This window comes from Lentzea sp. NPDC059081, from assembly GCF_042738015.1.
Classification (GTDB): Bacteria; Actinomycetota; Actinomycetes; order Mycobacteriales; family Pseudonocardiaceae; genus Lentzea.
In genome coordinates, this window is sequence record NZ_JBHYGW010000006.1 from 1 (window position 1) to 25,412 (window position 25,412).

Below are 25,412 nucleotides of genomic sequence, written 5' to 3' on the forward strand. Positions count from 1 at the left end.
AGATGTCGCAATCCACACCGAACCCGGAGGCCCTCCCTCATTCCAAGATCATCCGATCACGTGTCGGACCGTTCGCAACCTCGCGGGGCAGTACATCTAGCCGATGTCATGCTCGGCACCATGCCGGAAGATCAGGTGCGCATCACGATCCCGGGAACTGCCACGAGCCCGGCAGGTCACCACCCCGCGGTGGCGCCACGGGATGCCCGGCTCGACCTGGCGGTCCGGATCGCGAAGTCGATCGCCGACCCGCAAAAGCGGTCGGGCGCCCTGCTCGGCATCGCCGTGGAGGTTCGCGAGAACGATCCCGAGTACGCGAGCAGGCTGGTCGAGCCGATCCTGGACGACGCCGCTGGTGAAGCCTGGCTGTCCGCCGTGAGGGTCTTCGTGCGGTGTGCCGTCCCGCCCGAGCGCGTCGCTCTGCTCGTGCGCGAAGCCGAAGAACACCCCGACTGCGACGCGGAGTGCCTCGCCTGGCTGGCGGCGGTCCGCCGCGCCGACGACCCGCGCGACTCCGCCAGACTGGCCAACCTCGCCGAACGCGCCGCGGTGAGCGTCACCGAGCGGGCCGGACGGGATCGCGCACTGCGCCACGTCGCGATCCACGTGGCGACCTTCGACCCGAACCACGCCTCCCGAATCCTCGACAAGATCTCCGCCACGCACTGGACGTCGGACGACCTGTCCCCCACCGTGTTCGACGAAGCCGCCGCCACCGGCCGCGGCTACACGCTGGAGCTGTTCGACCGCTACTTCCGAGCTGTCCGTGATCGCCAGTTGGACCTGGATGAGCGGCGGATGGAACTCGCCATCTCCATCGTCTCCACGGACCTCTATCGCGCTGATGCCATCGCGTCGAGGATCAGCAGGACTCACGACCGTGTGACTGCCCTGTGCGAGATGGCCAAGAAGATCGCTACGACGAACGGTGAGCAGGCGAAGTTCTGGCTGGGAGAGGCGAGGTACGAGGCGACCACCGCCGGCGGCGTCGCGAAGAACCAGCTGCTCGGCGAGGTCGCGGCCGCCGCGGTCGACGTGGACACGGCGCTCGGCAACGAGATCACGCGCCTCATCACCGACGAGATCACCGACGACCTCTCGGCAGACGAGCTGTACTGGTTCGCCGGGTGCCTGCGAGCGACAGATCCGCCTCTCGCGGAACAACTCGTGGTGCGGGCACTCGCGATGGACCACGACCACAGGTACGCACAACATCATTTCCTGCACATCGCCGAGGCACAGGCCAAGGACTCGGCGAAGGCGTTGGCGACGCTCGACCGCGTCCAGCCCGGTCCCGACGACGTCGAGGTCCGCGTCGACGTCGCCACGATCCTGATAAAGATCGCCGCCGGTCTGGCGATCTGGAACCCGGCCGAGGCCACGGCGGTCCTGCACCGGGCCCAGCGCGAACTGAGCACGGTCGGGCCGGCCTCGCTCGCCGTCGCCGCCTGGGCAAGCCTTGCCGCAGAACTGGTCCAGCTCGATCCCGAACTGCTGGAGAAGCTCGCCGCCCGGCTGTCCGGACAGGACGCCGCGCTGGCCGCGATCGCCGTCGGCGTGGTCAGAGCATCCGGGTCACGTACGGCATGATGCCGCCGTACCGCACCGGTGAGATCCGCACCACCGCACCGGAATGCGGCGCCTCCACCATCATCCCGCCGCCCAGGTACAACGCGACGTGCGTGCCGCCGCCAGGACCCCAGAAGATCATGTCGCCCGGCGCCATCTGCGACAGCGGCACCAGCCGGCCGGAGGTGTACTGGTAGCCGCTGTAGTGCGGCAGGTACACGCCGGCGCCGGCGAACGCGTACATCATCAAGCCGGAGCAGTCGAAACCGATCTTGGCGTAGTCGCCGTACGCGTCAGCGACGCCGCCGTCGCGCACGCCGTACGTCGGGCCGTAGTAGTTGCCGCCACCCCACGCGTAGATGACACCGCGTTGGGCCAACGCGCGGTTGATGACGGTCTGCACGCGACTGCCGGACGGTGCGGGTGCGGGCGCGGCGGCTGCGGGGCGACGTTGCGGCGGGGCTTGGGCGGCAGCCTGTGCTGCTGCGGCCGCGGCGGCGCGACGGGCGTTCTCCTCTTCTTCGGCCTGCTTCGCCGTGAGCCACTGGTCGTACTGCTGGCGTTGGGCTTCGAGGCCGTTCACCTGCCCGCGCGCGGTGGCGAGCTCGCGTTCGACTTCGTCCTTGTTCGCCTGCAGCTCCGAGGTGGCGGCGGCCTGGGCCGAGTGCGCCTCCACGGCGACCTGCTGGGCCTGCTCGGCCACCTTCTTCGCCTCGTCGGCGGCGGCCTGCTTGTCCTCGGCCTTCTTCAGCGCGGCGCGGGCGGCGGAGTCGAGGTTCGCGGCGGTGCCCTGGTCGCGGGTGACCTGGTCGAGGCGGTTCAGGCTGGACGCCGACACGGCCTCGAGCATCTGGGCGCGCGCCAGCAGGTCCTCCGGCGACTTGGCGCCGATGTAGGCGGAGAACGAGCCGACGGTGCTGCCCTGGGCGTAGGAGGCGGCGGCGAACTCGTCCAGCTCGCGGCGGCTCTGCTCCACGGCCGCGGTCGCCGCGTCGGCCTGGACGCGCGCGGAGGAGGCCTCCCGGCGCGCGGCCTCGGCCTCGGAGATCGCCGTCTCCAGGTCGACCCTGGCCTTGTTGGCGAGCTCGCGCTTGTACGAGACGTCGTCGAGCAGCTCCTGCAGTCGCGACTCCGCCTGCGTGAGCTTGCCCGTCAGCTCGCCGACGCGGGCGGCCTTCGCATCGGCCTCCGCCCGCGACGCCGAGATCTCCGAGTCGCTCGGGTTCGGCGGAGGCGGCGGAACGGCGTTGGCTGTCCCCGCGAGGACAACGGTCGCCAACGCCACCACAGCGGGGAGTCGTGTCAACACCGAGCATCACCTCCGACCGAATTAGACCAATCAGACTCACCCGGCGCATCCGGAACTCACGCACCGTCAACCACTCGTGTCACAGTGGAACACGGTCGGTGGTCCTTTTCGGACGATCGGAGTCCGGCGTGTCGCCGAGATGGACGAACGCCGGATCGTCTGCTGGGGCGGAGGCGCCCAGGGTTAGTTGACGCCGCGCTCGCGGCCCGTCCAGTACGGCTCGCGGAGCTTGAACTTCTGGATCTTGCCGGTCGCCGTGCGCGGGATCGCGTCGCGGAACTCGACCGACGTCGGCGCCTTGTACCCGGCGAGCCGCTCCTTGCAGTGCCTGATCAGCTCGGCCTCGGTGACGTCGGCGGAGGTCACGACCAGCGCCTTGATCGTCTCGCCCCACTTCTCGTCGGGCACGCCGATGACCGCGACCTCGGCGACGGCCGGGTGCGAGAAGAGGCAGTCCTCGACCTCGATGGACGAGACGTTCTCGCCGCCGGTGATGATCACGTCCTTCTTGCGGTCGGAGATCGTCAGGCAGCCCTGGTCGTCGATGTGGCCGCCGTCGCCGGTGCGGAAGTACCCGTCCTCGATGGCGTCGGAGGTGGCCTCCGGGTTCTCCCAGTAGCCCTCCATGACCACGTTCGACCGCGCGAGCACCTCGCCGGTCTCGGAGATCCTCAGCCGGGCGCCCAACGCCGGCGCGCCCGCCCGTGACTGCAGGCGGGCCTTCTCCTCACCGGACGGGCCCGGCTGGGCGCGGTTGAAGGTGAGCAGCGGCGCGGTCTCGGTCAGGCCGTAGATCTGCAGGAACTCCCAGCCGAGCTCCTCGGTCACGCGCTGGATCGTGCGTGAGGGCGGCGGTGCCCCGGCGCACACGATGCGCACGGTGTCACGGCCGGGGATCTCGCCGTCCCACGTCTGGGCGGCGTCCAGCACGGCGTTCCACACGGCCGGTGCACCGCACATGAGCGTGACGCCGTGGTCGCGCACACGGCGCAGGATCTCGGCGCCGTCGACCTTGCGCAGCACCACCTGCGGCACGCCGAGGCCCGTCAGACCGAACGGCATGCCCCAGCCGTTGCAGTGGAACATCGGCAGCACGTGCATGTACACGTCGCCCTCCCACGCACGCGTGTGCATGGCGAACGTGACCGCGTTCAGCCAGATGTTGCGGTGGGTCAGCTGCACGCCCTTGGGCCGCGCCGTGGTGCCCGAGGTGTAGTTGATGGTCGCGGTCGCGTCCTCCGACGGCTCGCTCCACGGCCGTGGGTCCACATCGAACCGAAGCAGCGACTCCGACTCCTCGCCCAGCGTGAACCGGTGCTTCGCCGTGACGTCCTGCAAGGACAGCTCGGGGTCGACGAACAACGCCGACGCCCCGCTGTGCTCGACGATGTACTTGACCTCGTCGGGGCGCAGGCGGAAGTTCACCGGCACGCAGATCCGGCCGCTGCCGGGCACGGCGTGCAGCAGCTCCAGCATCCGCGCCGAGTTGTGGCTGACGACGGCGACGCGCTCGCCCTCGCCGATGCCCAGGGCGTCGAGCCCGGCCTGCCATGCGCGCACACGGGTGGCCATCTGCGCGTACGTCGTCGTCTCGACCGGCTTGGCGGGCTGGTCGGGCTCGTCGATGGTCGCCGTCGTCGCCGGGAACGCGAACGACGCCCGGTCCAGGAAGTCCGTCGTGATCAGCGGTACGCGCATGTCACGACACTACGACCAGGTGCTCGGATCTCCCCAGGACGAGAATCGGCCTCCCCCGGATGGAGGAACGGAGCTGAGGTCGGGCAGCACCTCGCCGACGGGTTCGTGCAGCGCGACGGCCGCGATGGAGTCGTACGGCGTCGGCTCGGCATTGCAGATGATGACCCGGGCGCCCGCCTTCGCGGCGAGCGGCACGAGACCGGCGGCGGGCTGCACCGACAGCGACGTCCCCGCCACCAGCAGCACGTCGCAGTCGAGCGCGGCGAGCCGGGCGCGGCGCAGCACCTCGCCGTCGAGCTCCTGCCCGAACGAGATGGTGGCGGACTTGAGGACTCCGCCGCAGCGCGGGCAGTCCGGTTCGGGGTCGCCCTCCGCGACGCGCTTCAACGCGTCGCGCATCGGACCCGTGGCGCCGCATCCGAGGCACACGGTCGCGTGCAGGGTGCCGTGCAGCTCCAGCACGCGGTGGGGGTCGGAGCCCGCCTTCTGGTGCAGGCCGTCGATGTTCTGGGTGACGAGCGTGCGCAGCCGCCCTGACCGTTCGAGCTCCACCAGCGCCTTGTGCGCGGCGTTCGGCCTGGCGGTCCACACGGGACTGTCGAGCCGCGACCGCCACGTGCGCCTGCGGACCTCGGGGTCGGCGAGGTAGTCGTCCACAGAGGCGTCCAGGCCGGTGTCGGCGTCGCGGGTCCACAGCCCGTCGGGCCCGCGGAAGTCCGGGATGCCCGAGTCGGTGGAGACTCCCGCGCCGGTCAGCACCGTGATCCGGTGCGCCGAAGCGACCAGCGCCCGTGCCGCCGCGCACGCCTGGGAGACCATCGGTTCACACTAGTCGGGTGCGCAGCGCTGTGGGAGCCGCCATCGCGGCAGTGGGCTTGGTCACGTCGATCGCGGGGACTTTCCTGCCGTGGCTGAAATCCGGATCGACCACGAGGGACAGTTACGAGGTGCTCTCGCTCCGTGGTTTCGCCGGGCTGGACGGGGTGGCGGGCACCGTCGTGACGGGGGTCTGGGTGGGTCTGACGCCCCTCGCCATGATCGCCGCCGCGCTCTTCGTGTTCCGATTTAGTCGAATTGCCGCGTGCATCGGCCTTCTTTTTGGCACGATCTGCGGAACCGTGGCCCTACTAGCCACAGTCCAAGGGGATAGCAAGGGTGCATTGGTCGGAATCAGCACGGCTGGACCGATCACGACTCTTGCCGGTGCCGTACTGACGATCGCGGGGGCGATCACGGTGCTCACCTCGTCCAGGCGCAGCGCAGTGAGAACTCCAGGAGGGAACCCGTGAGCTACCCAGGTGGCGGCGGCGGCCAGTGGCAGCCGCAGAACAACCCGTACGGGCAGCAGCCCCAGCAGGGCGGCTACCAGCAGCAGCCAGGTGGCTACCCGCAGCAGGGCGGTTACCCGCAGACCGGGCCCCAGGGGTTCCCGCAGCAGCCCCAGCAGGGCTTCCCGCAGACCGGCCCGCAGGGCTTCCCGCAGCAGGGGTTCCCCCAGCAGGGCTTCGAGCAGCAGCCGTACGGCTACGCGCCGATGGGCGGCGAGCCGCCGAAGAAGAAGCGCACCGGCCTGGTCGTCACGGCCGTGATCGCGGTGCTGCTGCTGATCGGCGGCGGTGTCACGTACTTCGCCGTGCTGAAGTCCGACCCCGCGGCGAACGCCGGCCAGGACACGCCGGAGGTCGCGGCGAAGAACCTGATCGAGCAGCTCGGCAGCGGTGACGTCGTCGGCATCATGGCCTCGCTGGCGCCCGCGGAGGCGGCGCTGTCGAAGGACTACATGGAGTCGATGACCAAGGAGATGAAGCGCCTCGAGATCCTCAAGCCCGAGGCGGACCCGAACAAGCTCACGGGCGTCGAGTTCAAGAGCGAGAACATCAAGTTCGACGAGGCCAAGGCCGAGAAGATCAACGACCACCTCACCATCAACAAGCTGGTCGAGGGCAAGATCACGATCACCTCGGACGCGTCGAAGATCCCGCTGACCGACAAGCTCGTCGACGCGCTGGGCGACGACATCAACCTCACGGGATCGAAGTCCGAGACCGTCGACATCACCGCCGAGGTGAAGAAGCGCGGCACGCCGATCGGCATCGCGTCGATCAAGGTCGACGACAAGTGGTACCCGAGCGCCTTCTACACGATCGCCAACGCGGTCCTGGAGGAGGAGAAGCTCAAGTGGCCGCAGTCCGGCTTCGCACCGGAGGGCGCGAGCTCGCCGGAGGAGGCCGCGAAGAGCATGGTCAACGCCGCGCTCGACGGTGACCTGAAGAAGGTCATCGCGCTGCTCCCGCCGGACGAGGCGGGCGTGCTGCAGGACCTCGGCCCGCTGCTGATCGAGCAGGCAGGCCAGCTGGACAAGACCGGCGCCGAGCTCAAGGCGCTGGAGACCGACGTCAAGGACGTCGCCGGCGGCAAGCAGGTCACGGTCAAGAAGCTGTCGATCACCGCCGAGGGCGAGACCGTCACGATCAGCCGCGACGGCGACTGCTACTCGGCCGACGTGCCCGGCCAGGGCAACCAGAAGCTGTGCGCGGACGAGATCACGCAGCTCGTGCAGCAGCAGGGCGGCAAGAACATGCCCGCCGAGGCTGCCGAGATCATCGGCCGCGTGGCCGGGTCCGTCATGAAGACCGGTGTCGGCGTCGTCTCCACCAAGGTCGACGGCAAGTGGTACGTGAGCCCGATCCGCTCGTACTACGAGCTGGCGCTGACGCTGTTCCGCGGCTTCGAGCCCAAGGACGTCGACGCGCTGATCGAGCTGCTCAAGAAGTAGGTTCCCGCAGGTCGTCCACGGCCCTGTCATCCGCAACAGCGCGATGACAGGGCCGTGGCAGTTCGTGGGCCGAGTCTTCGCCCATGGACATTCAGGTACTGATCATCGGCGCCGGGCCGACCGGCCTCACCCTGGCGCTCGACCTCTCCCGGCGCGGTGTGCCGTTCCGGATCGTCGACGCCTCGCCCGCGCCGTTCGCCGGGTCGCGCGGCAAGGGCCTGCAGCCGCGCAGCATGGAGGTCTTCCACGACCTGGGCGTCATCGAGGACGTGCTGGCGGCGGGCCGGTTCGACATGACCATGCGCGCCTACAACGGCCGCGAGGTCGTGCGCGAGTGGGACGTCCACGAAGGTCGCCACCCCACGGTCGAACGCCCCTACGCGCGCACAATGCTCATCCCGCAGTTCCGGGTCGAGCAGATCCTGCGCGAGGCACTCCCCCAGCCCGTCGAGTACGGGATGCCGCTGACGTCGTTCACGCAGGACGACTCCGGGGTCACGGCGGTGGTCGGCGGGCAGACCGTGCGGGCGAAGTACCTCGTCGGGTGCGACGGCGGCAAGTCGTCCGTGCGCAAGGAGCTCGGCGTGTCGTTCGTCGGCGAGACCCACGAGGACCAGCGGATGCTCGTCGGTGACCTGCGGATCTCCGGCCTCGACCGCGACCACTGGCACCAGTGGGGCGCCAGCAGGGAGTCGTGGCTCGCGCTGTGCCCGCTGCCCGGCACCGACCTCTTCCAGTTCCAGGCGGCCGGCGACGGCGACCCCTCACTGGAGCTCTACCGGCAGATCGTCCGCGACCGCACCGGCCTGGACGACGTGTTCGTGCACGACGCGACGTGGATGTCGTTGTACCGCATGAACGTCCGCATGGTGGACCGGTTCCGCGTGGGCCTGGTGTTCCTCGCGGGCGACGCCGCGCACGTGCACTCCCCCGCCGGTGCGCAGGGCATGAACACGGGCATCCAGGACGCCTACAACCTCGGCTGGAAGCTCGGCATGGAGACGCTGCTCGACACCTACGAGTCCGAGCGCAAGCCCGTCGCCGAGTGGCTGCTGGGCATGACGAGCGCGATCATGACGTCCGGCCACCCGTTCGAGAAGCGCGACGACCAGACGCTGCAGCTCTCGCTGTCGTACCGGACCGAGGACGGGCCGGGCCTGCAGCCGGGCGACCGCATGCCCGACGGCGTCACCGGGCACGGCCGGATCTTCGACCTGCTGCGCGGCCCGGACTTCGTGACGCTGGAGCTGGCCGACGGCCCGGTGCTGGTGCGCCCGGACGGCTACGTCGCCGCGATCGGCCGGTCAGCGATCGACGCCTACTTCGGCGCGCACCCGGTCACGCAGCTGCACCACCGCAGGGTCGCTGCTGGGACCGCCGCGTAGCCGTTCCGCCTCGTCCAGGACGTCCCCCGCGCCGCGGGGGTCGCCCTGCGCGAACACCCAGTCCGCGTACCACTCCAGCACCAGCGCCCTGGCGGGACCGTCGGCACTGGCGCGCACGGTCTCCATCGCCTTCCCGTGGTGCAGGCCCGCCTCACCGAGGTTCCCGAGCCGGGTCAGCGCGAGACCGAGACTCGCGTGGACGGTGGCCCGGAACTGGTGCGCGGGCGAGCCCTCGGTGGCGCCGAGCGCCTGCCGGTACAACGCCACGGCCTGCTCGAAGTCCCCGCTGAAGTACGCCACCTCGCCACGGGCCTGCGCGAGCCGGGCCCGGTCCAGCTCGTGCCGCGACGCGGGCACCAGCTCCAGGTCCTCGCGGGCCCCGGCGAAGTCACCGATCCGGATCTTGATCCGTGCCGCCTGCATGAGCACCGACATCGGCACCAGCACGCTCTCCGGCTCGCCGAGCTCCGCCGTCACCCGGCGGGCCTCGGACACGGCCGTGAACGCCTCGGTGAACTCGCCCCGGTTGATCAGCACCATGACCAGGCACGACAGCCCGAACACCACGGCCCACCGGTCCCCGACGGCCCGGAACCGCTCCACCGCCTCCCGGTACCCTGCCTCCGCCGCCGGTGCCGCGCCCTCGCTGAACTCCCCCGCCACCAGCCCGCGCACGAGCGCCGCGAACGCCCGCATCCACTCGTCGGGCGACGCGTCCAGCCGCACGGCGAGCGCCTCGAGCCGCCGCCCGAGCTCGGGGTCGCCCCAGACCTGCCCGCTGGTCAGCATCAACGCGCACAACGCCGTCGGCAGGTCCTCCTGCCACAACCGCTCGGCGGCGGCCAGGGCGGCCGGCGTGCCGAGCGAGGCCACCACTCCCGACACAGGGTCGTCGGGCGTGACCGCCGCCCACCGCCGGATCTCCTCGAACCGCTTGGTCATGACCAGCCAGTGCCAGGTGCGCGCGGCCATCATCCGCCGCGCGACCCCGTGCTCGTGCTCGACCGCCCACGCCTGCGCGGCGTCGAGGTTCGCGCGCTCCACGTCGAAGACCCTGAGCGCCTCCAACTGCCCCGGCCCGCGCAGCAGCGGCTCGTACCGCTCGGCCACCGCCACGTAGTAGGCGGCGTGCTTCGCGGGATCCGCGTGACCTTGTTCCAGGGCGTACTCGCGGACGGTCTCCAGCAGGCGGTAGCGCTCGCCGGTGCGGACGACGAGGGACTTCTCGACGAGGGACGCCAGCAGGTCCTCGGTGTCCCAGAGGCTCTGATCTTGTCGGGGGTGCTGAGTACGTTGAGATGTAGGGGTTCCCGGTTCGGGGGTACCCCTGCGCGAGCCTGCCGCGGCGGCGTTGGGTGGCGGTGCGGCGGCGTCGGGTGGCGGTGCGGCCGAGTCGGACGGCGGTGCGGCCGAGTCGGACGGCGGTGCGGCGGCGTCGGGTGGCGGTGCGGCCGAGTCGGACGGCGGTGCGGCAGCGGACGGCGGCGCGCCCGAGTCGGGCCGGTACGCGGTGCGATGGGCCGTGGAGCCACCGGCCACCGCGCCACCAGCCAGAGTTTCGCCCCTGGGGACCGCAAGACCGCCGAAAACCGCAGCGGGGCCAGGCACCGCTGCGTCTCCGGACACCGCTGCCCCGCCAAGCAACGCCTCGCCCGCGTTTCGCGTCGGCCCGCCACCCCGCATCACGTCGCCGCCATGCACACCCCCGCCGTGCACACCGCCACCGTGCACACCGCCACCGTCCCGAGCTTCACCGAGTTCCCCGATGTCGCCCAGACCGTCCCCGCACACCTCGTGCACCGCCGCGGCCGTCGCCCCGCCCACGAACACCGCCATCCGCGCGAGCAGCAGCCGTTCGACGTCGTCCAGCAGCTCCCAGCTCCAGTCGATGACCGCGCGCAACGTGCGGTGCCGGGCAGGGCCGGTGCGCGATCCCCTGTCCAGCAACCGCAACCGGCTGTCCACACGCGACTCCAGCTGCGCGGCGGACAACGACCGGGCACGGGCCGCCGCCAGTTCCACGGCGAGCGGGATCCCGTCCAGGGCAGCACAAACCCGCCGCACGACGTCGGAGTCGAAGGCCGAGCCGACGCGTGCGGCGAACAACCGCACCGCGTGGTCCAGGTCCAGCGGCGCCACGGGGAGCACCACCTCGCCCGGGATGCCCAGCGGTTCCCGTGACGTCGCGAGCACGCGCGCGTCCGGCGCCTCGGCCAGGAGCCGGACGCACAGGGACGCGGCCGCGTCCACGACGTGCTCGCAGTTGTCGAGCACCACCAGGGACGAGCCGAGGCGCGAGAACACCGGTGTCGCCAACGGGTTCGGGCCCAGGGCGGCGTCCAGCGCGGCCAGTGGTTCGGCCGACGAGTCCAGTTCCACGAACCAGGCCTGCGGCACCGACGCCGCGTGCGTCAGGGCCAGCCTGGTCTTGCCCACGCCGCCGAAGCCGGTCAGCGTCACCAACCGGTTGTCGCGCAACGAGGTCGCCAGCACGGCCAGGTCCGGCTCGCGGCCCACGAACGAGCCGACGGGGGCCGGCAGGTTGCCCCGCGACGTGCGCTCGCGCAGCACCGTGAGGTGGGCAGCCGCCAGCGCCTCGCCGGGGTCCACGCCCAGCGAGTCGGCCAGGTCCGCCCGCACACGCTCGAACAACGCCAGCGCGTCCGACCGGCGTCCGGCGGCGTGCAGCGCCAGCATCAGCCGGGCCTGCACGTCCTCCCGCACCGGGTGCGCGGCGGCCAGGGCCTCCAGGCCCGCCAAATCGTCGCGCAGCAACGCGAGCCGCACAGCCTCGTCGACCGCGAACGGTGCCTCCTCGAACGCCGCACCGCGCCACAACGCCGCGTCACGGGTGCGTTCGAACTCCTCGACGTCGGTCGACGCGTCCAGCCGGTAGCCCGCGGCGTGCGACGACACCGACGCGGCACCCACCGTGCGCCGCAACCGCGACACCAGTGACTGCAACGCCGCGACGCCGTCCACCGGAGGCTCGTCCGGCCACAGGTCCGCGATCAGCCGCTCGGCGGCGACCACCCGGCCCGGCTCCATCGCGAGCCGGATCAGCAACCACCGCAAGCGTTTCCCGCGCACCTCGACGGGAGCGCCGTCGACGACGACCTGCAACGGACCGAGGACGTTGACGCGCATCAGACCCGCCGCACGCCCACGGCGACGGCGGCCGACACCAGTGCGACCCCGACCACTCCGGCCCACAGCACGGACGACGACATCGAGTTGTGCCCCAGCGCGTCCAGCACCCAGCCGAGCGGAGTCGCCCGCCCCAACGGGTACGTCAGCACCACGACGGAGAACACCGCGAGCACCGTACGCCCGATCGAGTCGAGCACCGGCCTCGCGAACAGCAGTCCCACACCAGAACCAAGCAGCGCACAGACAGTATGCGCGCCGAGTCCGACAAAAAACTCGCCCAGGGTGTACGGGTGCGGGTTCGTCACGACCGGCCACACCGCCGCCACGAGCGCCATGACCACCGTGATCGACACCGTCACCAGCGCCGCCGCCGTCAGCACGCGGGACCAGCCGCCCGCCGACACCACCGTGATCTCGCGGCGCACGGCGTCCTCGGAAGTCGCCACCACGACGGCCATCCAGGCCGAGACCGGGTACAGCAACGCCGCCGAGCCCGAGTACGCCTCCAACGGCTGCCCGGCGTCGGAGGAGAACAACATCCCCAGCACACCGAGGAACACCAGCAACGGCGCCAAGTACCGCTGCCCGCGGAACACGTCCGCCGCGAGGTACCGCATCAGGACGATCACCGCACGCTCCGCACCGAGCACCCGAGCCGCAACGCCTCGGCCAGCACGTGGTCGCTCCGGTCCGGCGCCACCACCACCCGTGCCGAGGTACCGCGCGACAACACCGACCGCACGCCTTCCAACGCCTCCAGCGCGTCCAGCCCGACGACCCGGCTCAGCTCGATCGTCACGTGGCCGCCGGCGAGGTCCACGCGCGTCGCCGAGGCGAGGTGGCCCTCGTGGTCGGACACCAGCGCGGTCCGTCCCTCCAGCAACGACACCAGCTCGGCCGCCGCGGCCGTGTCGAGGCCGGTCCACGGTTCGTCGAGCACCAGCAGGTCCGACGCGAGGAACGCCTGCGCCAGCGCGACCTTCTGCGCGTTGCCCTTCGACAGCTCCGACATCGGCGCCGTCATCGAGCCGACGAACCCCAGTCGTTCCAGCACGTCCGCCCCGGCGGCCCGGCGGATCCGCCCCATGTGCGCCAGATACGCCGAAGCGGACATCTTCACGTCCGACGGGAACCGCTCCGGCACGTAGCCGACCGAGGAGGGCCGCCGTACGCGGCCGGACGTCGGCCTCAGCACGCCGGCGGCGATCTTGAGCAGCGTGGACTTGCCGGTGCCGTTCGCGCCGGTCAGCACGGTCAGCCCGGAGACGTCGAGGGTGAGGTCGCGCAGCACCCACGGTCCACGTCCGTAGCGCTTCGAAACCTGGTCGAGGAGCACAACGCCAAGATAGCCATCCACGGCACCTCTACAGCGCGCTTTGGCGCCGTTCGGCGCACCGGACGCCCCGAAGATCGTTCTCACCGTCGTGACCAGGTTCGCCCGCCGTCGTCCCGGAATGCGCGAAGCCCCTGATACCAGCGCATTCGGAATCGTTCTCACGTTCTTCCGGAAAACTCTCCGTCACACCGCATCCATAAGTGATTGATACACCCCGGAAACCTTTCACACGATCGAGTGAAAGGTGGGGACAAAACGTGACCTGGGCAACCAGGATGAGGTCCCTCCAGCCCAGTCGGACGAATGCGGGTGACACCCCTGAAAAGCGGTACGCAATTCTCCTTCGACGTGCTCGCGGGAGCGTTGACCGGACGCGAGGCGACGAACGCAACCGGCACTTTCCACATCCCCGGGAATCCCGGCGGGGAAATCCATTTCCGCGACGGCGGCATCATCTGCGTGGAAAGCGCGGGTTCGCCGGGACCCGACGCGTTGTTGTTGCGCACGGGACGAATCAGCGAGTCCGAATGGACCGCCGCGCTCTCCACCGGCACCCGCGGCACCGTCGGCGAGACCGAGCTGAACGTCGTCGCGATGATGGCCACACAGGACGCGGCGTTCACGATCGTGGCCGGCGACGTCGACGACTGCGCGTTCTCCCCGCACGCCCACGACGTCGCCGTCCCGATGAGCGCCCCGATCGACCCGGTCCACCTTCTGCGCGAGACCTCACGCAGAATCACCGCGCTACTCGCGCTGGAGCACCCGCTGTGCCCCCACCGCGACCGCCTGGCCCCCGCCCGCGGCGCCGCGTTGCGGGTGCTCAGCCCGCTGCGCCTGGAGATCCTCTCGCAGGCCACGGGCAGGCGCACCGCGCGGGACATCGCGTTCGCGTCGGGCCGCAGCGTCTACCCGGTGACGGTCGAGGCGAGCCGGATGGTGGCCGACGGGCTGCTCGCCGTCGTGCCCGGCACCACGGTCGTCACCCCGGCGTCACGCCCCGTCGTGCCGCTGCGCCCCAGGAGGACACCCCCGCGCGACCCCGGCACCGACGTGCCGCTGCCCCGGTCGCTGAGGCGCCCACTGCTGCTCGAGCCATCAGAGAGGGAGAACCCGTGAACCACGACGTGCTGGCCGCCGAGCTGCACGGTTTGCGCGAACGAGTCACCGGCATCACGGACACGCTGATCGCCGCGAACGACGGAATGCTGATTCTCGCCGACACGTCCGAGAGGATCGACACGGAGGTCATCTCCGCGTTGGCCGCCGCCGATCTCGGAATTGCGCGAAGAACCAGCGAGGTCGCCGGTCAGGGCGCATTCCGCCAATCCATCGTCTACAACAGCGGCGGCTGCATGGCCGTGTACGCGGTCGGCGCACTCGCGTTGATGGTCGTGCTGGGCGACGAAGGGCTCAACGTGACGCGTCTGCACCAGGAGACGCAACCCGCTATCGAACGCATCAACTCCATTCTGACCGCCGCATGAGAAGAAGTGTGAAATGACGATGCACAAGATGAGCGACATACCCATGTCCGACCAGATGGCCGCGCTGGTCCGGCACCTGCGGCAGGAGGTTCCCGGCTGCCTCGCCACGGGCGTCGTCGACATGGCCACCGGCATGCTGCTGTCGTTCGAGACGACCGACAGCCACCCGTCGGAGGTGCTCGACCTGCTCGCCGGCGCGACGCTCGACCTGTTCCAGGGCCGCACGGTCACGATGATCGAGGACATCTTCAAGGAGCGGCGCGGCATCGCGAGCACCGAGCACTACTTCCAGGAGGTGCTGGTCAACAGCACCAACCTCACGCACCTGTTCATCCGCAGCACCGCCAACGAGGACGTGGTCGCCGTCGTCGTGTGCCCGAAGTCGGTCAACATCGGCATGCTCTTCGCCTCGGCCCGCCGGGTCGTCAGGGACCACGGCGGCGCGTAGCCACGCCGCCCTCCCGCGGGTAGCCCGGCACCTTCCTCCGGCCCCTGCCGGGCTACCCCCTCGGGACTCCACGGGGGTGATCACGTGACTTAGGGCAACCTGGGTTGAACGCGATTACAGGACAAGCGTACTGTTTGGGGTCGAGGGGCAGTGGTCGACCGGTTGAGGAAGACTCTCCCCATACCCCGAACCGACCACTGCGCTGTCACCAATGGAGTTGCACGTGACTGCACCTGCTAGCAAGGACAGCTTCGGCGCCCGCGGCACGCTCGACGTCGGCGACGCCTCGTACGAGGTGTTCCGGCTGAGCGCCGTGGAGGGCGCCGAGCGCCTTCCGTTCAGCCTGAAGATCCTGCTGGAGAACCTGCTGCGGACCGAGGACGGCGCGAACATCACCGCCGACCACGTGCGCGCGCTCGCCGCCTGGGACCCCACCGCGGAGCCCAACACCGAGATCCAGTTCACGCCTGCCCGCGTCGTGATGCAGGACTTCACCGGTGTTCCGTGCGTCGTCGACCTCGCCACCATGCGCGAAGCCGTCACCCAGCTCGGCGGCGACGCCGACAAGGTGAACCCGCTCGCGCCCGCCGAGCTCGTGATCGACCACTCGGTCATCGCCGACATCTTCGGCCGCCCGGACGCGTTCGAGCTGAACGTCGACCTCGAGTACGAGCGCAACCGCGAGCGCTACCAGTTCCTGCGCTGGGGCCAGACCGCCTTCGACGAGTTCAAGGTCGTCCCGCCCGGCACCGGCATCGTGCACCAGGTCAACATCGAGCACCTGGCCCGCGTCGTCATGGTCCGCAACGGCCAGGCCTACCCGGACACCCTGGTCGGCACCGACTCGCACACCACGATGGTCAACGGCATCGGCGTGCTGGGCTGGGGCGTCGGCGGCATCGAGGCCGAGGCCGCGATGCTCGGCCAGCCGGTCTCCATGCTGATCCCGCGCGTCGTGGGATTCAAGCTCTCCGGTGAGCTGCCCCCCGGCGCCACCGCGACCGACCTGGTGCTCACGATCACCGAGATGCTGCGCAAGCAGGGCGTCGTCGGCAAGTTCGTCGAGTTCTACGGCGAGGGCGTCGGCGCCGTGCCGCTCGCGAACCGCGCCACCATCGGCAACATGTCGCCGGAGTTCGGCTCCACGGTCGGCATCTTCCCGATCGACGGCGAGACCATCGACTACCTGCGCCTGACCGGCCGGTCCGAGGAGCAGATCGCGCTCGTCGAGGCCTACGCCAAGGAGCAGGGCCTGTGGCACGACCCGTCGCGTGAGGCCGTCTACTCCGAGACGCTGGAGCTGGACCTCGCGACGGTCGTCCCGTCGATCGCCGGCCCGAAGCGCCCGCAGGACCGCATCGAGCTGACCTCCGCCAAGGAGGCGTTCCGCCAGGCTCTGGGCGCCTACGTCGCGCACACCGACTCCGCCGAGCTGTCCGGCGTGGACGAGGCCGTCGACGAGACGTTCCCGGCCAGCGACCCGGTCGCCGTCCACGAGGGCGAGAACGGCTCCGGCGCGCCGAAGGTGTTCCAGTCGGCCGCCGAGGGCGCGACCGGCCGCGTGTCGAACCCGGTCAAGGTCACCGTCGACGGCAACGAGTTCGAGCTGGACCACGGCGCCGTCGCGATCGCCGCGATCACGTCGTGCACCAACACCTCGAACCCGTCCGTGATGCTCGGCGCGGCGCTGCTCGCGAAGAAGGCCGTCGAGCGCGGTCTCGAGCGCAAGCCGTGGGTCAAGACGACCCTGGCGCCGGGCTCGAAGGTCGTCATGGACTACTACGAGCGCGCCAGCCTCATGCCGTACCTGGAGAAGCTCGGCTTCCACCTGGTCGGCTACGGCTGCACCACCTGCATCGGCAACTCGGGCCCGCTGCAGGAGGAGATCTCGGCGGGCGTGCAGGAAGGCGACCTCGCGGTCGTCTCGGTGCTGTCCGGCAACCGCAACTTCGAGGGCCGGATCAACCCGGACATCAAGATGAACTACCTCGCGTCGCCGCCGCTCGTCGTGGCGTACGCGCTGGCCGGTTCGATGGACAAGGACATCACCACCGAGCCGCTCGGCACCGACACCGACGGCAAGCCGGTGTACCTCTCGGAGATCTGGCCGTCGCCGGCCGAGATCGCCGAGGTCATCTCGACCTCGATCTCCGCGGAGGGCTTCACCAAGGGCTACACCAACGTGTTCTCCGGTGACGAGCGCTGGCAGTCGCTGCCCACGCCGACCGGCAACACGTTCGAGTGGGACAGCGAGTCCACCTACGTGCGCAAGCCCCCGTACTTCGAGGGCATGGAGATGGAGCCGAAGCCGGTCACCGACATCGCGGGCGCGCGCGTCCTCGCGCTGCTGGGCGACTCGGTCACCACGGACCACATCTCCCCCGCCGGTTCGATCAAGGCCGACTCGCCCGCGGGCCAGTACCTGACCGAGCACGGCGTGGAGCGCAAGGACTTCAACTCCTACGGCTCCCGCCGCGGCAACCACGAGGTGATGATCCGCGGCACGTTCGCGAACATCCGCCTGCGCAACCTGCTGCTCGACGACGTCCAGGGCGGCTTCACCCGCAACTTCCTGGCCGACGACGCCCCGCAGACGACGATCTACGACGCGTCGGTCGCGTACGCGGAGGCCGGCGTCCCGCTGGTCGTGCTGGCGGGCAAGGAGTACGGCTCCGGCTCGTCGCGCGACTGGGCGGCCAAGGGCACGTCGCTGCTCGGCGTCCGCGCCGTCATCGCCGAGTCCTACGAGCGCATCCACCGCTCGAACCTGATCGGCATGGGCGTCGTGCCGCTGCAGTTCCCGGCCGGCGAGAACGCCGCGTCGCTGGGTCTGGACGGCACCGAGACGTTCGACTTCGCCGGCCTCACGGAGCTGAACGACGGCAGCACGCCGTCGACGGTGCACGTGACCGCCACGAAGACGGACGGCGCGAAGGTCGAGTTCGACGCGGTCGTCCGCATCGACACGCCCGGTGAGGCCGACTACTACCGCAACGGCGGCATCATGCAGTACGTGCTGCGCAAGATGGTCCGCAGCTGATAGCCGGCCAGTGCGACAAGGCCCGTCCGGACACGTTCCGGGCGGGCCTTTCGTCACGGTTGGATAAATCCGGCTAACGCCTTTCACTGCTGCTCACGGGTGAATGTCGTCGCCATTCTGCTTGACCGGACTAGTCGTTGGGCGCCGCCGACATCCAGTGCGGTGGCACCGTTCCCGTCACGCTGAGGGGCGAGACCGGCATCGCTGGCAACCCCGCGAACAACGAGGACGGGTCTACAAGCTGACCGCGACGGACGCCGTGGACCCGAACCCGCGGATCCACGTCCGGGACACGGCGACCGCCGCAGTGCTCGGCGGCTTCCCCAGCGGTACCAAGATCAAGCTGGTGCAGGCCTGGGAGCGACGCCGACGTTCTCGGGGGACGGGCGGCCCATTCACAGGCGTGATGTCGAAACCCGAACCACCGGTAACAGCAAACTGTCCCCCCGCGATGCCAAGTCACCCTGATCACCGCGGGAGAAGCAGATGAGTTTGAGCGTGCTCGGCGACCTGAACTGGTTGGCCGTCCTCGTGGCCACGATCGCCTACTTCGCGCTGGGCTCGGTCTGGTACGCGGAGTACGCCTTCGGCAGGGCCTACCAGCGGGCGTCCGGCTGGGACCTCAACAAGCCGGAGAAGGCGAGCCCCGCCATCCTCGTCGTCCCGCTGACCACGTGTTTCGTGCTCACGCTCGTCACCGCGATGCTCGGGGCGGCGTCGGGCACCGACACCGTCATGGAAGGCCTGCTCCTCGGGCTCGTCATCGGTGTCGGCGTCGCGTTACCGGTCCGGTTCGTGACGGGGTCCTACGACATGACGAAGCCCGCCCCGCTGACCTTCGCGGCCATCGGGGCGGGCTACCACGTCGTCGGCCTCACGCTCGCGGGAGCGATCCTCGGCCATTGGACCTGAGGACCTAGTGCGCGGCCTTGTGCAGCTCGCGCAACGCGCGCACGGACGACACGGCGTACTCACGGTCCACGGCCTGCACGGCCATCACACTGACGTACTCGTCCTCGGGAAGCTCCAGACGGGCCCACGCGGCGCCGTCGGGGAAGCTGACCGAGAGCACGTCCTTCCAGTCGTAGTGGTGCGACGTGACGACGTTGCGGACGTCCACGCCCTCGGCGTCGGCCGTGACGCGCGGCCGGGTCAGCAGCAGCACACCGCCCGCGAGCAGGAAGCCCAGCAGGATCATCGCGACCTGGTCGGACGTCCGGAAGATGACGCCGGTCGGGGTGTTGCCGAGCAACAGGCCCACCACCGTGAACACCGCGACCAGGCCCACGGCGCACGCCCACGCGACGCGGCGGATCTTCTTCGGGCGGAACACCACGCTCGTCACTCGAAACCCCGCTCGGTCCACGGCTGACGCAGGCCGCGCAGCACCAGTGCGGTGTCGATCGCGGCGACGGTCGCCTCGTAGCCCTTGTCCTCGACCGAGTCCGGCAGGCCGGCGCGGGCCAGTGCCTGCTCCTCGGTGTTCGTGGTCAGCACGCCGTTGCCGACCGGCGTCGACTCGTCGAGCGCCACGCGGGTGAGCCCGTCCGTGACCGAGTCGCAGACGTACTCGAAGTGCGGGGTGCCGCCGCGGATGACCACGCCCAGCGCGACCACGGCGTCGTGGTGGCGGGCGAGCTCCTGCACCACGACGGGCAGCTCGATGGCGCCCGCGACGCGCACGACGGTCGTGTCGACGCAGCCCGCGTCCTCGGCTGCCTTCAGCGCGCGCTCGACGAGCTGGTCGGTGATCTTCGTGTGCCAGCGCGTCGCCGCGATCGCGACGCTCAGGCCCTTGCCGTCGAGCTTCGTCTGCTCTGGACGGCCCTCGCCGCTCATTCCTGGTCCTCCGTAGCGGAAACAACGGCCTCGTACTGCTCCAGCTGGTGCAGCTCGTGGCCCATCCGGTCGCGCTTGGTGCGCAGGTACCGCAGGTTCTCCGGGTTCGGGGAGATCGGCAGCGGCACCCGGTCGAGCACCCGCAGACCGTATCCGGCCTCCAGCCCGACGCGCTTGGCCGGGTTGTTCGTGAGCAGGCGCATCGACTTGATGCCGAGCTCGACGAGGATCTGCGCGCCCGTGCCGTAGTCGCGCGCGTCGGCGGGCAGGCCCTGCACCAGGTTCGCGTCCACGGTGTCCGCGCCCTGGTCCTGCAGCTGGTAGGCCTGCAGCTTGTGCATCAGGCCGATGCCGCGGCCCTCGTGTCCGCGCATGTACAGCACGACACCACGTCCCTGTGCCGCAACGGCTTCCAGAGCCGCGTCGAGCTGCGGGCCGCAGTCGCAGCGCAGTGAGCCGAAGACGTCACCCGTGAGGCACTCGGAGTGCACGCGCACCAGCACGTCCTCGCCGTCGCCGATCTCGCCGTAGACGAGCGCGACGTGCTCGATGCCGTCGAGCAGGCTGTCGTAGCCCACGGCCGTGAACACGCCGTGCGCCGTGGGGATCCGTGCCTCCGCGACGCGTTCGACCTGGGTCTCGACGCGGCGGCGGTACGCGATGAGGTCGGCGATCGTGATCAGCGCGAGGTCGTGGTCGGCCGCGAACACCTCCAGCTCCTCGCGGCGGGCCATGTCCTCCTCGACCTTCTGCGACACGATCTCGCAGAGCACGCCGGCGGGTGACAGGCCCGCGAGGCGCGCGAGGTCGACGGAGGCCTCGGTGTGGCCGGGGCGGCGCAGCACGCCGCCGTCCCTGGCGCGCAACGGCACCACGTGGCCGGGCCGGTTGAAGTCGGTGGCCTTCGCGGTCGGGTCGGCGAGCAGCCGGATCGTGCGCGCCCGGTCGGCGGCCGAGATGCCGGTGCTGATGCCCTCGCGCGCGTCCACGGTGACCGTGTACGCGGTGCCGCGCTGGTCCTGGTTCGTGTGGTACATCGGCGGCAGGTCGAGGCGGTCGCAGTCGGAGTCCGTCAGCGCCACGCAGACGTAGCCGGACGTGTAGCGGACCATGAACGCGAGCAGCTCCGGCGTCGCCTTCTCGGCCGCGAAGATCAGGTCGCCCTCGTTCTCGCGGTCCTCGTCGTCGACCACGACCACGGGCCGTCCGGCGGCGATGTCCTTGATCGCGCGCTCGATCTCGGCGTACTCCGTGCTCACTGGGCCTCCTCGCCCGCGATGGCCCGCAGGTGCGGGATCGCCAGTCGTTCGACGTACTTCGCCAGCACGTCGACCTCCAGGTTCACCAGTGCGCCCGGCGTGCGGTGCCCGAGCGTGGTGAGTTCGAGGGTCGTCGGGATCAGGCTCACGGTGAACTGGTCCTCGGAGACGGACACGACCGTCAGCGAGACCCCGTCGACCGTGATGGAGCCCTTCTCGACGACGTAGCGGGAGAGCGCCGGCGGCAGTCCGATGTGGACCATCTCCCAGTGCTCGGCCTTCTCCCGCGCGAGGATCGTGCCGGTGCCGTCGACGTGGCCCTGCACGATGTGGCCGCCGAGGCGCTGGCCGACCGCGGCCGCGCGCTCCAGGTTGACCCGGTCGCCCTCGGCGATCTTCGCGAGGCTGCTGCGCACGAGCGTCTCGCGCATCACGTCGGCGGTGAAGGTGTCGTTCTCGACATCCACGACGGTGAGGCAGACGCCGTTCACCGAGATGGAGTCGCCGTGCTTGGCGTCGCTGGTCACGATCGGGCCCGCGATGCGGACCCGTGCCGCGTCCGGCAGGTCCTCCGTCGCGACGACGTGGCCGAGTTCCTCGACGATCCCGGTGAACACCGCTCCTCCTAAGTTCGCGGGACCGCGCTGATCCGCACGTCCGGCCCGCTCATGGTGACTTCTTCGACGGTCAGCCGGACAGCGTCCGTGATGGTTGACACGCCCGCTCCGAGCACCGCCGCGGGACCGTCCCCGAGCAGTGCCGGCGCGATGTAGGCGAGCACGCGGTCGACCCGGCCGGCGCGGATGAACGCGCCCGCCAACGTCGGACCGCCCTCCAGCAGCACGTCGACCACGCCCCGCTCGGCGAGCGCGGCCAGGACCTCGTCCGGGACGTGCGTGCGCAGGTGCAGCGCGGTGTTCCGGAGCTTGGCCCCCGGCGGCAGGTCGCTCATGCCCACGACCACGGGCAACGGCTGGCGGCCCAACGGAATTCCGTCGGCGTCGCGGGCGGTCAGCGCGGGGTTGTCCTTCCCGACGGTGCCGCTGCCCACGACGATGGCGTCCAGCTTCGCCCGCATGTCGTGCACCTCCTTGCGGGAGGCCTCCGAGCTGATCCACTGACTCGTGCCGTCCTGCGCCGCGGTCCGTCCGTCCAGCGTCGCCGCGTACTTCCACGTGACGTGTGGACGGCCCGTGCGCGCGTAGTGCAGCCACGCACGGAGGGGTCCCCGGCTGACTTCCTGTTCTAGCAGGCCGCTCTCGACCGTGATGCCGGAATCGCTGAGAACCTTCGCGCCGCCCGCCGCTCGTGGGTTCGGGTCGCTCACGGCGTGGATGACGTGCTTGATGCCGGCTTCTGTGAGCGCTTCCGTGCACGGCGGCGTACGACCGTGGTGTGCACACGGCTCAAGGGTGACCACGGCCGTGCCGCCCTGTGCTTTCGTGCCGGCCTCTTTGAGTGCCATGACCTCGGCGTGCGGGCCGCCGATCGGCTGGGTGGCGCCGAAGCCGACCGCTTTGCCGCTTTCGTCCAGGATCACGCACCCGACCGGCGGGTTGGGGCTCGTGGTGCCCCGCACCCGCTCGCTCTCCGCGATGGCGAGCACCATCGCGTCCTCGGGGGTCACGGCTTACCGGTGACCTGGGCGCGGGCTGCCTGGGCGCGCAGGGCCTCGACGGCCTTGCCGGGGTCGGCGGCGTCGTACACGGCGGACCCCGCGACGAAGCAGTCCACACCGGCCTGCGCGGCCTGCTCGATCGTGTCGGCGTTGATGCCGCCGTCGATCTCGACGAGCAGCGTGAGGTGCCCGGTGTCGACGAGGTGACGGGCCTGGCGGACCTTGTCCAGCACCTCGGCCATGAAGCTCTGGCCGCCGAAGCCCGGCTCGACCGACATGACGAGCAGCGTGTCGTAGTGCTTCAGAACCTCGACGTACGGCTCCAGCGGGGTGCCCGGCTTGATGCTCAGGCCCGCCTTGCTGCCCGCGGCCCGCAGGTCCTTCGCGAGCTTCACCGGGTCGTTGGCCGCTTCGACGTGGACCGTCACGTTGTACGCGCCCGCCTCGGCGTACCCGATGGCCCAGCGGTCCGGGTCCTCGATCATGAGGTGGCAGTCGACCGGGATGTCGGTGACCTTCAGCAGCGACTTCACCACGGGCAGGCCGAGCGTCAGGTTCGGCACGAAGTGGTTGTCCATGACGTCGACGTGGATCCAGTCCGACGTGGGCACCGACGCGAGCTCGTCGGCGAGGCGCGCGAAGTCGGCGGACAGGATGCTGGGGGCGATCATCGGCGTGTGGGCCACGAGGGTGAAGTCTAGGTGTCCAGCAGGTCGAGCAGCCTGCCGGGAGCCACGTCGGTGACCACCACGACACCTGCTCCGGTGAGCGTCGTGACGTGCGTCTCCCACATCGGGTGACGGCGTTTGTCGGCGTTGGCCTGGGGCATGACGACGACCTTGCAGCTCTCGGCGCCCATGGCCTCGTTCAGCGCGGTCAGGGCCTGGTTGTCGCCGATGCCCAGGGCCAGCTTGGCCACGGAGCTGGCGCTGGCCGGGGCGAAGACGAACGCGTCCGGCGTCGGGTACGGCTTGGGCTGGCTCGGCAGCCGCGGCTCCCAGCGGACCGGGAGGTCGGTGAGGGCTTGGAGCTTGTCCAACTCCCCCGCCTCGTCGAACCACGGCACCACCGTCGGCGTCAGCGTGATGGCGAGCCGCCATCCCCGCTGCACGGCCGGCTCGGCGAGCTCGGTGCGGAACCAGTTCTCGACACCACCGCACCCGGAGGCGACCAGTCCGAGCAATCCACGCGTCGTCACCGCTGCGATGGTAGGCGGTCTGAATTGTCAGACCCCGTCGCTAACGTCCCCACCGCGGGTGTTCGCCCGCTCACTGAGGGGAGCAAGATGCACAACCGAAGCCGGTGGCTGACCGCCACCGCTATGACGGCCGCCCTGTTATCGACCACTCTGTTGTCGGCCACCGCCTTACCTGCTGCAGCCGAACCGCCGCAGGTCAGCGTCTCCCTGGCGTTGACGTCCTTCTCGGACATCGCCGTGGACGCGGCGCACGGCCACGTGTTCGTGAGCAGCAAAGCGGACCACGCCGTCGCCGTCACGGACCTGTCGGGCACCGCGGTCACCAAGCTGTCGAACCTCCCCGGCGCCAGGGGCCTGGTGCTGAGCCCTGACGGCGGCACCGTGTTCGTCGCCCTGTCCGAGTACGGCGCGATCGCCGCGCTGGACACGCTGACGCTGACCGAACGGGCGCGCTATCCCGTCGGCGAGGTGTGCCCGGCCGACCTCGCGATCACGAACGGCCGCCTGTACTTCTCCTACGGCTGCACGACGTGGGGCGCGGGCATCGGCCGCGTCGCACTGGACGGCACGGGAGCCCGCACCGGCCTCGCGTTCGGCCACTACAGCCCGCAGCAGCTGGCGACGACCCCGGCCAGGCCCGGCCTGCTGGCGGCGGCCCAGCCGAGCCTGTCCCCGTCCACCCTGCGCGTACTGCGCGAGGAGGGCGACGGCCTGGCGGTCCAAGCCACCCGTGACGCCGGCAGCAACCTGGCCGACGTCGAGTTCTCGACCGACGGCACCCAGGTCCACGCGGCCGCGGGCGCGCCGTACAGCATCCAGTCGTACACCAGCGACACCCTCGCCGTGCGCGGCAGCTACAACACCGGCCCCTACCCCGTCGCGGTGTCGACGAGCGCCGACACGGGCGCCCTGGCCGCCGGCACCAACAGCACCGGCACGTCCGTGCGCATCTACCCGGCGGGCTCGCTGGACGTGTCCCGCTCGTACGAGGTGCCGGACCTGCACCTGGCGAGCCTGGCCTGGGGCCCCGGCGGCCAGACGGTGTACGCGGTGGGCAACCGGTTCGGCCAGCCCACGCAGTTGTACGTCCTGAACGCCTGACCTGATCGGCCGGACGAGCTTTCCACAGGCTCGTCCGGCCTCGGCCGTTCCGTCAGACCGTCCACACCGGACGCTCGCCGAACTGCACTCGATCTGCTTTCAGTGGACTCAACGCGCGCTATCTCGCCCTTCTGGGCCTGCCCACCGCCGCCACCTGCCCAGGGTCCGGACCAGACCGCACGACCGTGCCGCACAGCTC

Annotated in this window: 23 protein-coding genes; 10 read left to right on the forward strand and 13 right to left on the reverse strand. The window is 70.4% G+C overall.

Annotated features, from left to right (window positions below):
- Positions 1 to 120: 120 nt before the first annotated feature.
- The gene (locus ACFWV3_RS15375) at positions 121 to 1,590 is read left to right on the forward strand and encodes a hypothetical protein (protein ID WP_382411822.1); all 1,470 of its coding nucleotides are present in this window, start codon (positions 121 to 123) and stop codon (positions 1,588 to 1,590) included.
- Here ACFWV3_RS15375 and ACFWV3_RS15380 read toward each other — a convergent pair.
- From ACFWV3_RS15380 to ACFWV3_RS15390, 3 genes are all read right to left on the reverse strand, one after another.
- Positions 1,562 to 2,878 carry an NlpC/P60 family protein gene (locus tag ACFWV3_RS15380; protein ID WP_382411823.1) on the reverse strand — a complete coding sequence of 439 codons (1,317 nt, stop codon included), beginning with the start codon at positions 2,876 to 2,878 and terminating at the stop codon, positions 1,562 to 1,564. The two genes, ACFWV3_RS15375 and ACFWV3_RS15380, sit on opposite strands and share 29 nt — an antisense overlap.
- A 183-nt stretch (positions 2,879 to 3,061) precedes the next feature.
- On the reverse strand, positions 3,062 to 4,576 hold the full coding sequence (locus ACFWV3_RS15385) for a class I adenylate-forming enzyme family protein (RefSeq protein WP_382411824.1): 1,515 nt from the start codon (positions 4,574 to 4,576) through the stop codon (positions 3,062 to 3,064).
- Between the two features lie 9 nt (positions 4,577 to 4,585).
- On the reverse strand, positions 4,586 to 5,395 hold the full coding sequence (locus ACFWV3_RS15390; protein ID WP_382411825.1) for an NAD-dependent deacetylase: 810 nt from the start codon (positions 5,393 to 5,395) through the stop codon (positions 4,586 to 4,588).
- Positions 5,396 to 5,412: 17 nt separating this feature from the next.
- Here ACFWV3_RS15390 and ACFWV3_RS15395 point away from each other — a divergent pair, with 17 nt between their 5' ends.
- The 3 genes from ACFWV3_RS15395 to ACFWV3_RS15405 all read left to right on the forward strand — a co-directional run bounded on the left by ACFWV3_RS15395 (position 5,413) and on the right by ACFWV3_RS15405 (position 8,737).
- Positions 5,413 to 5,865, forward strand: coding sequence for a hypothetical protein (locus ACFWV3_RS15395; RefSeq protein WP_382411826.1), 453 nt, complete (start codon positions 5,413 to 5,415; stop codon positions 5,863 to 5,865).
- Entirely contained in the window at positions 5,862 to 7,352 is a 1,491-nt protein-coding gene (locus ACFWV3_RS15400) for a flagellar basal body protein FliL (RefSeq protein WP_382411827.1), read from the forward strand. The genes ACFWV3_RS15395 and ACFWV3_RS15400 overlap by 4 nt, the downstream gene beginning before the upstream one ends.
- 83 nt (positions 7,353 to 7,435) lie before the next feature.
- Positions 7,436 to 8,737 carry an FAD-dependent monooxygenase gene (locus tag ACFWV3_RS15405; protein ID WP_382411829.1) on the forward strand — a complete coding sequence of 434 codons (1,302 nt, stop codon included), beginning with the start codon at positions 7,436 to 7,438 and terminating at the stop codon, positions 8,735 to 8,737.
- Here ACFWV3_RS15405 and ACFWV3_RS15410 read toward each other — a convergent pair.
- The 3 genes from ACFWV3_RS15410 to ACFWV3_RS15420 are packed head-to-tail and all read right to left on the reverse strand — an operon-like array spanning position 8,657 to position 13,244.
- Positions 8,657 to 11,884 carry a BTAD domain-containing putative transcriptional regulator gene (locus ACFWV3_RS15410; RefSeq protein WP_382411830.1) on the reverse strand — a complete coding sequence of 1,076 codons (3,228 nt, stop codon included), beginning with the start codon at positions 11,882 to 11,884 and terminating at the stop codon, positions 8,657 to 8,659. The genes ACFWV3_RS15405 and ACFWV3_RS15410 overlap by 81 nt on opposite strands.
- Positions 11,884 to 12,516 (reverse strand): hypothetical protein, encoded by a 633-nt coding sequence (locus ACFWV3_RS15415; protein ID WP_382411831.1) that lies wholly within the window; start codon positions 12,514 to 12,516, stop codon positions 11,884 to 11,886. Before ACFWV3_RS15415 ends, ACFWV3_RS15410 begins: the two co-directional genes overlap by 1 nt.
- Positions 12,513 to 13,244: an ATP-binding cassette domain-containing protein gene (locus ACFWV3_RS15420; RefSeq protein ID WP_382411832.1), complete on the reverse strand. Its 732-nt coding sequence runs from the start codon at positions 13,242 to 13,244 to the stop codon at positions 12,513 to 12,515. Before ACFWV3_RS15420 ends, ACFWV3_RS15415 begins: the two co-directional genes overlap by 4 nt.
- 438 nt (positions 13,245 to 13,682) lie before the next feature.
- On the opposite strand from ACFWV3_RS15420, the gene ACFWV3_RS15425 reads away from it, so the two are divergent.
- From ACFWV3_RS15425 to ACFWV3_RS15445, 5 genes are all read left to right on the forward strand, one after another.
- Complete coding sequence (locus tag ACFWV3_RS15425; protein ID WP_382411833.1) at positions 13,683 to 14,342, forward strand: hypothetical protein; 660 nt, start codon at positions 13,683 to 13,685, stop codon at positions 14,340 to 14,342.
- The gene (locus ACFWV3_RS15430) at positions 14,339 to 14,710 is read left to right on the forward strand and encodes a roadblock/LC7 domain-containing protein (RefSeq protein WP_382411834.1); all 372 of its coding nucleotides are present in this window, start codon (positions 14,339 to 14,341) and stop codon (positions 14,708 to 14,710) included. The genes ACFWV3_RS15425 and ACFWV3_RS15430 overlap by 4 nt, the downstream gene beginning before the upstream one ends.
- A gap of 28 nt (positions 14,711 to 14,738) precedes the next feature.
- Positions 14,739 to 15,158 (forward strand): hypothetical protein, encoded by a 420-nt coding sequence (locus tag ACFWV3_RS15435; protein ID WP_382411836.1) that lies wholly within the window; start codon positions 14,739 to 14,741, stop codon positions 15,156 to 15,158.
- 223 nt (positions 15,159 to 15,381) lie between these two features.
- A complete protein-coding gene (locus ACFWV3_RS15440; protein ID WP_382411837.1) occupies positions 15,382 to 18,198 on the forward strand; it encodes an aconitate hydratase in 2,817 nt (938 codons plus the stop codon).
- Between the two features lie 486 nt (positions 18,199 to 18,684).
- Positions 18,685 to 19,110 carry a DUF1761 domain-containing protein gene (locus ACFWV3_RS15445; RefSeq protein ID WP_382411838.1) on the forward strand — a complete coding sequence of 142 codons (426 nt, stop codon included), beginning with the start codon at positions 18,685 to 18,687 and terminating at the stop codon, positions 19,108 to 19,110.
- Positions 19,111 to 19,114: 4 nt separating this feature from the next.
- Here ACFWV3_RS15445 and ACFWV3_RS15450 read toward each other — a convergent pair whose 3' ends face one another.
- The 7 genes from ACFWV3_RS15450 to ACFWV3_RS15480 are packed head-to-tail and all read right to left on the reverse strand — an operon-like array spanning position 19,115 to position 24,112.
- On the reverse strand, positions 19,115 to 19,543 hold the full coding sequence (locus tag ACFWV3_RS15450) for a PH domain-containing protein (protein ID WP_382411839.1): 429 nt from the start codon (positions 19,541 to 19,543) through the stop codon (positions 19,115 to 19,117).
- Entirely contained in the window at positions 19,540 to 20,037 is a 498-nt protein-coding gene (gene ribH, locus ACFWV3_RS15455) for a 6,7-dimethyl-8-ribityllumazine synthase (RefSeq protein ID WP_089912266.1), read from the reverse strand. The genes ACFWV3_RS15450 and ribH overlap by 4 nt, the downstream gene beginning before the upstream one ends.
- Positions 20,034 to 21,296 carry a bifunctional 3,4-dihydroxy-2-butanone-4-phosphate synthase/GTP cyclohydrolase II gene (locus tag ACFWV3_RS15460; protein WP_382411841.1) on the reverse strand — a complete coding sequence of 421 codons (1,263 nt, stop codon included), beginning with the start codon at positions 21,294 to 21,296 and terminating at the stop codon, positions 20,034 to 20,036. The genes ribH and ACFWV3_RS15460 overlap by 4 nt, the downstream gene beginning before the upstream one ends.
- Positions 21,293 to 21,913, reverse strand: coding sequence for a riboflavin synthase (locus ACFWV3_RS15465; protein WP_382411842.1), 621 nt, complete (start codon positions 21,911 to 21,913; stop codon positions 21,293 to 21,295). The genes ACFWV3_RS15460 and ACFWV3_RS15465 overlap by 4 nt, the downstream gene beginning before the upstream one ends.
- Positions 21,914 to 21,921: 8 nt before the next feature.
- The gene (gene ribD, locus ACFWV3_RS15470) at positions 21,922 to 22,905 is read right to left on the reverse strand and encodes a bifunctional diaminohydroxyphosphoribosylaminopyrimidine deaminase/5-amino-6-(5-phosphoribosylamino)uracil reductase RibD (protein WP_382412329.1); all 984 of its coding nucleotides are present in this window, start codon (positions 22,903 to 22,905) and stop codon (positions 21,922 to 21,924) included.
- Positions 22,906 to 22,919: 14 nt separating this feature from the next.
- The gene (gene rpe / locus ACFWV3_RS15475; RefSeq protein WP_382412330.1) at positions 22,920 to 23,585 is read right to left on the reverse strand and encodes a ribulose-phosphate 3-epimerase; all 666 of its coding nucleotides are present in this window, start codon (positions 23,583 to 23,585) and stop codon (positions 22,920 to 22,922) included.
- Positions 23,586 to 23,611: 26 nt separating this feature from the next.
- A complete protein-coding gene (locus tag ACFWV3_RS15480) occupies positions 23,612 to 24,112 on the reverse strand; it encodes a flavoprotein (RefSeq protein ID WP_382411843.1) in 501 nt (166 codons plus the stop codon).
- Between the two features lie 87 nt (positions 24,113 to 24,199).
- Here ACFWV3_RS15480 and ACFWV3_RS15485 point away from each other — a divergent pair, with 87 nt between their 5' ends.
- A complete protein-coding gene (locus tag ACFWV3_RS15485) occupies positions 24,200 to 25,213 on the forward strand; it encodes a YncE family protein (protein WP_382411844.1) in 1,014 nt (337 codons plus the stop codon).
- Positions 25,214 to 25,412 lie beyond the last annotated feature (199 nt).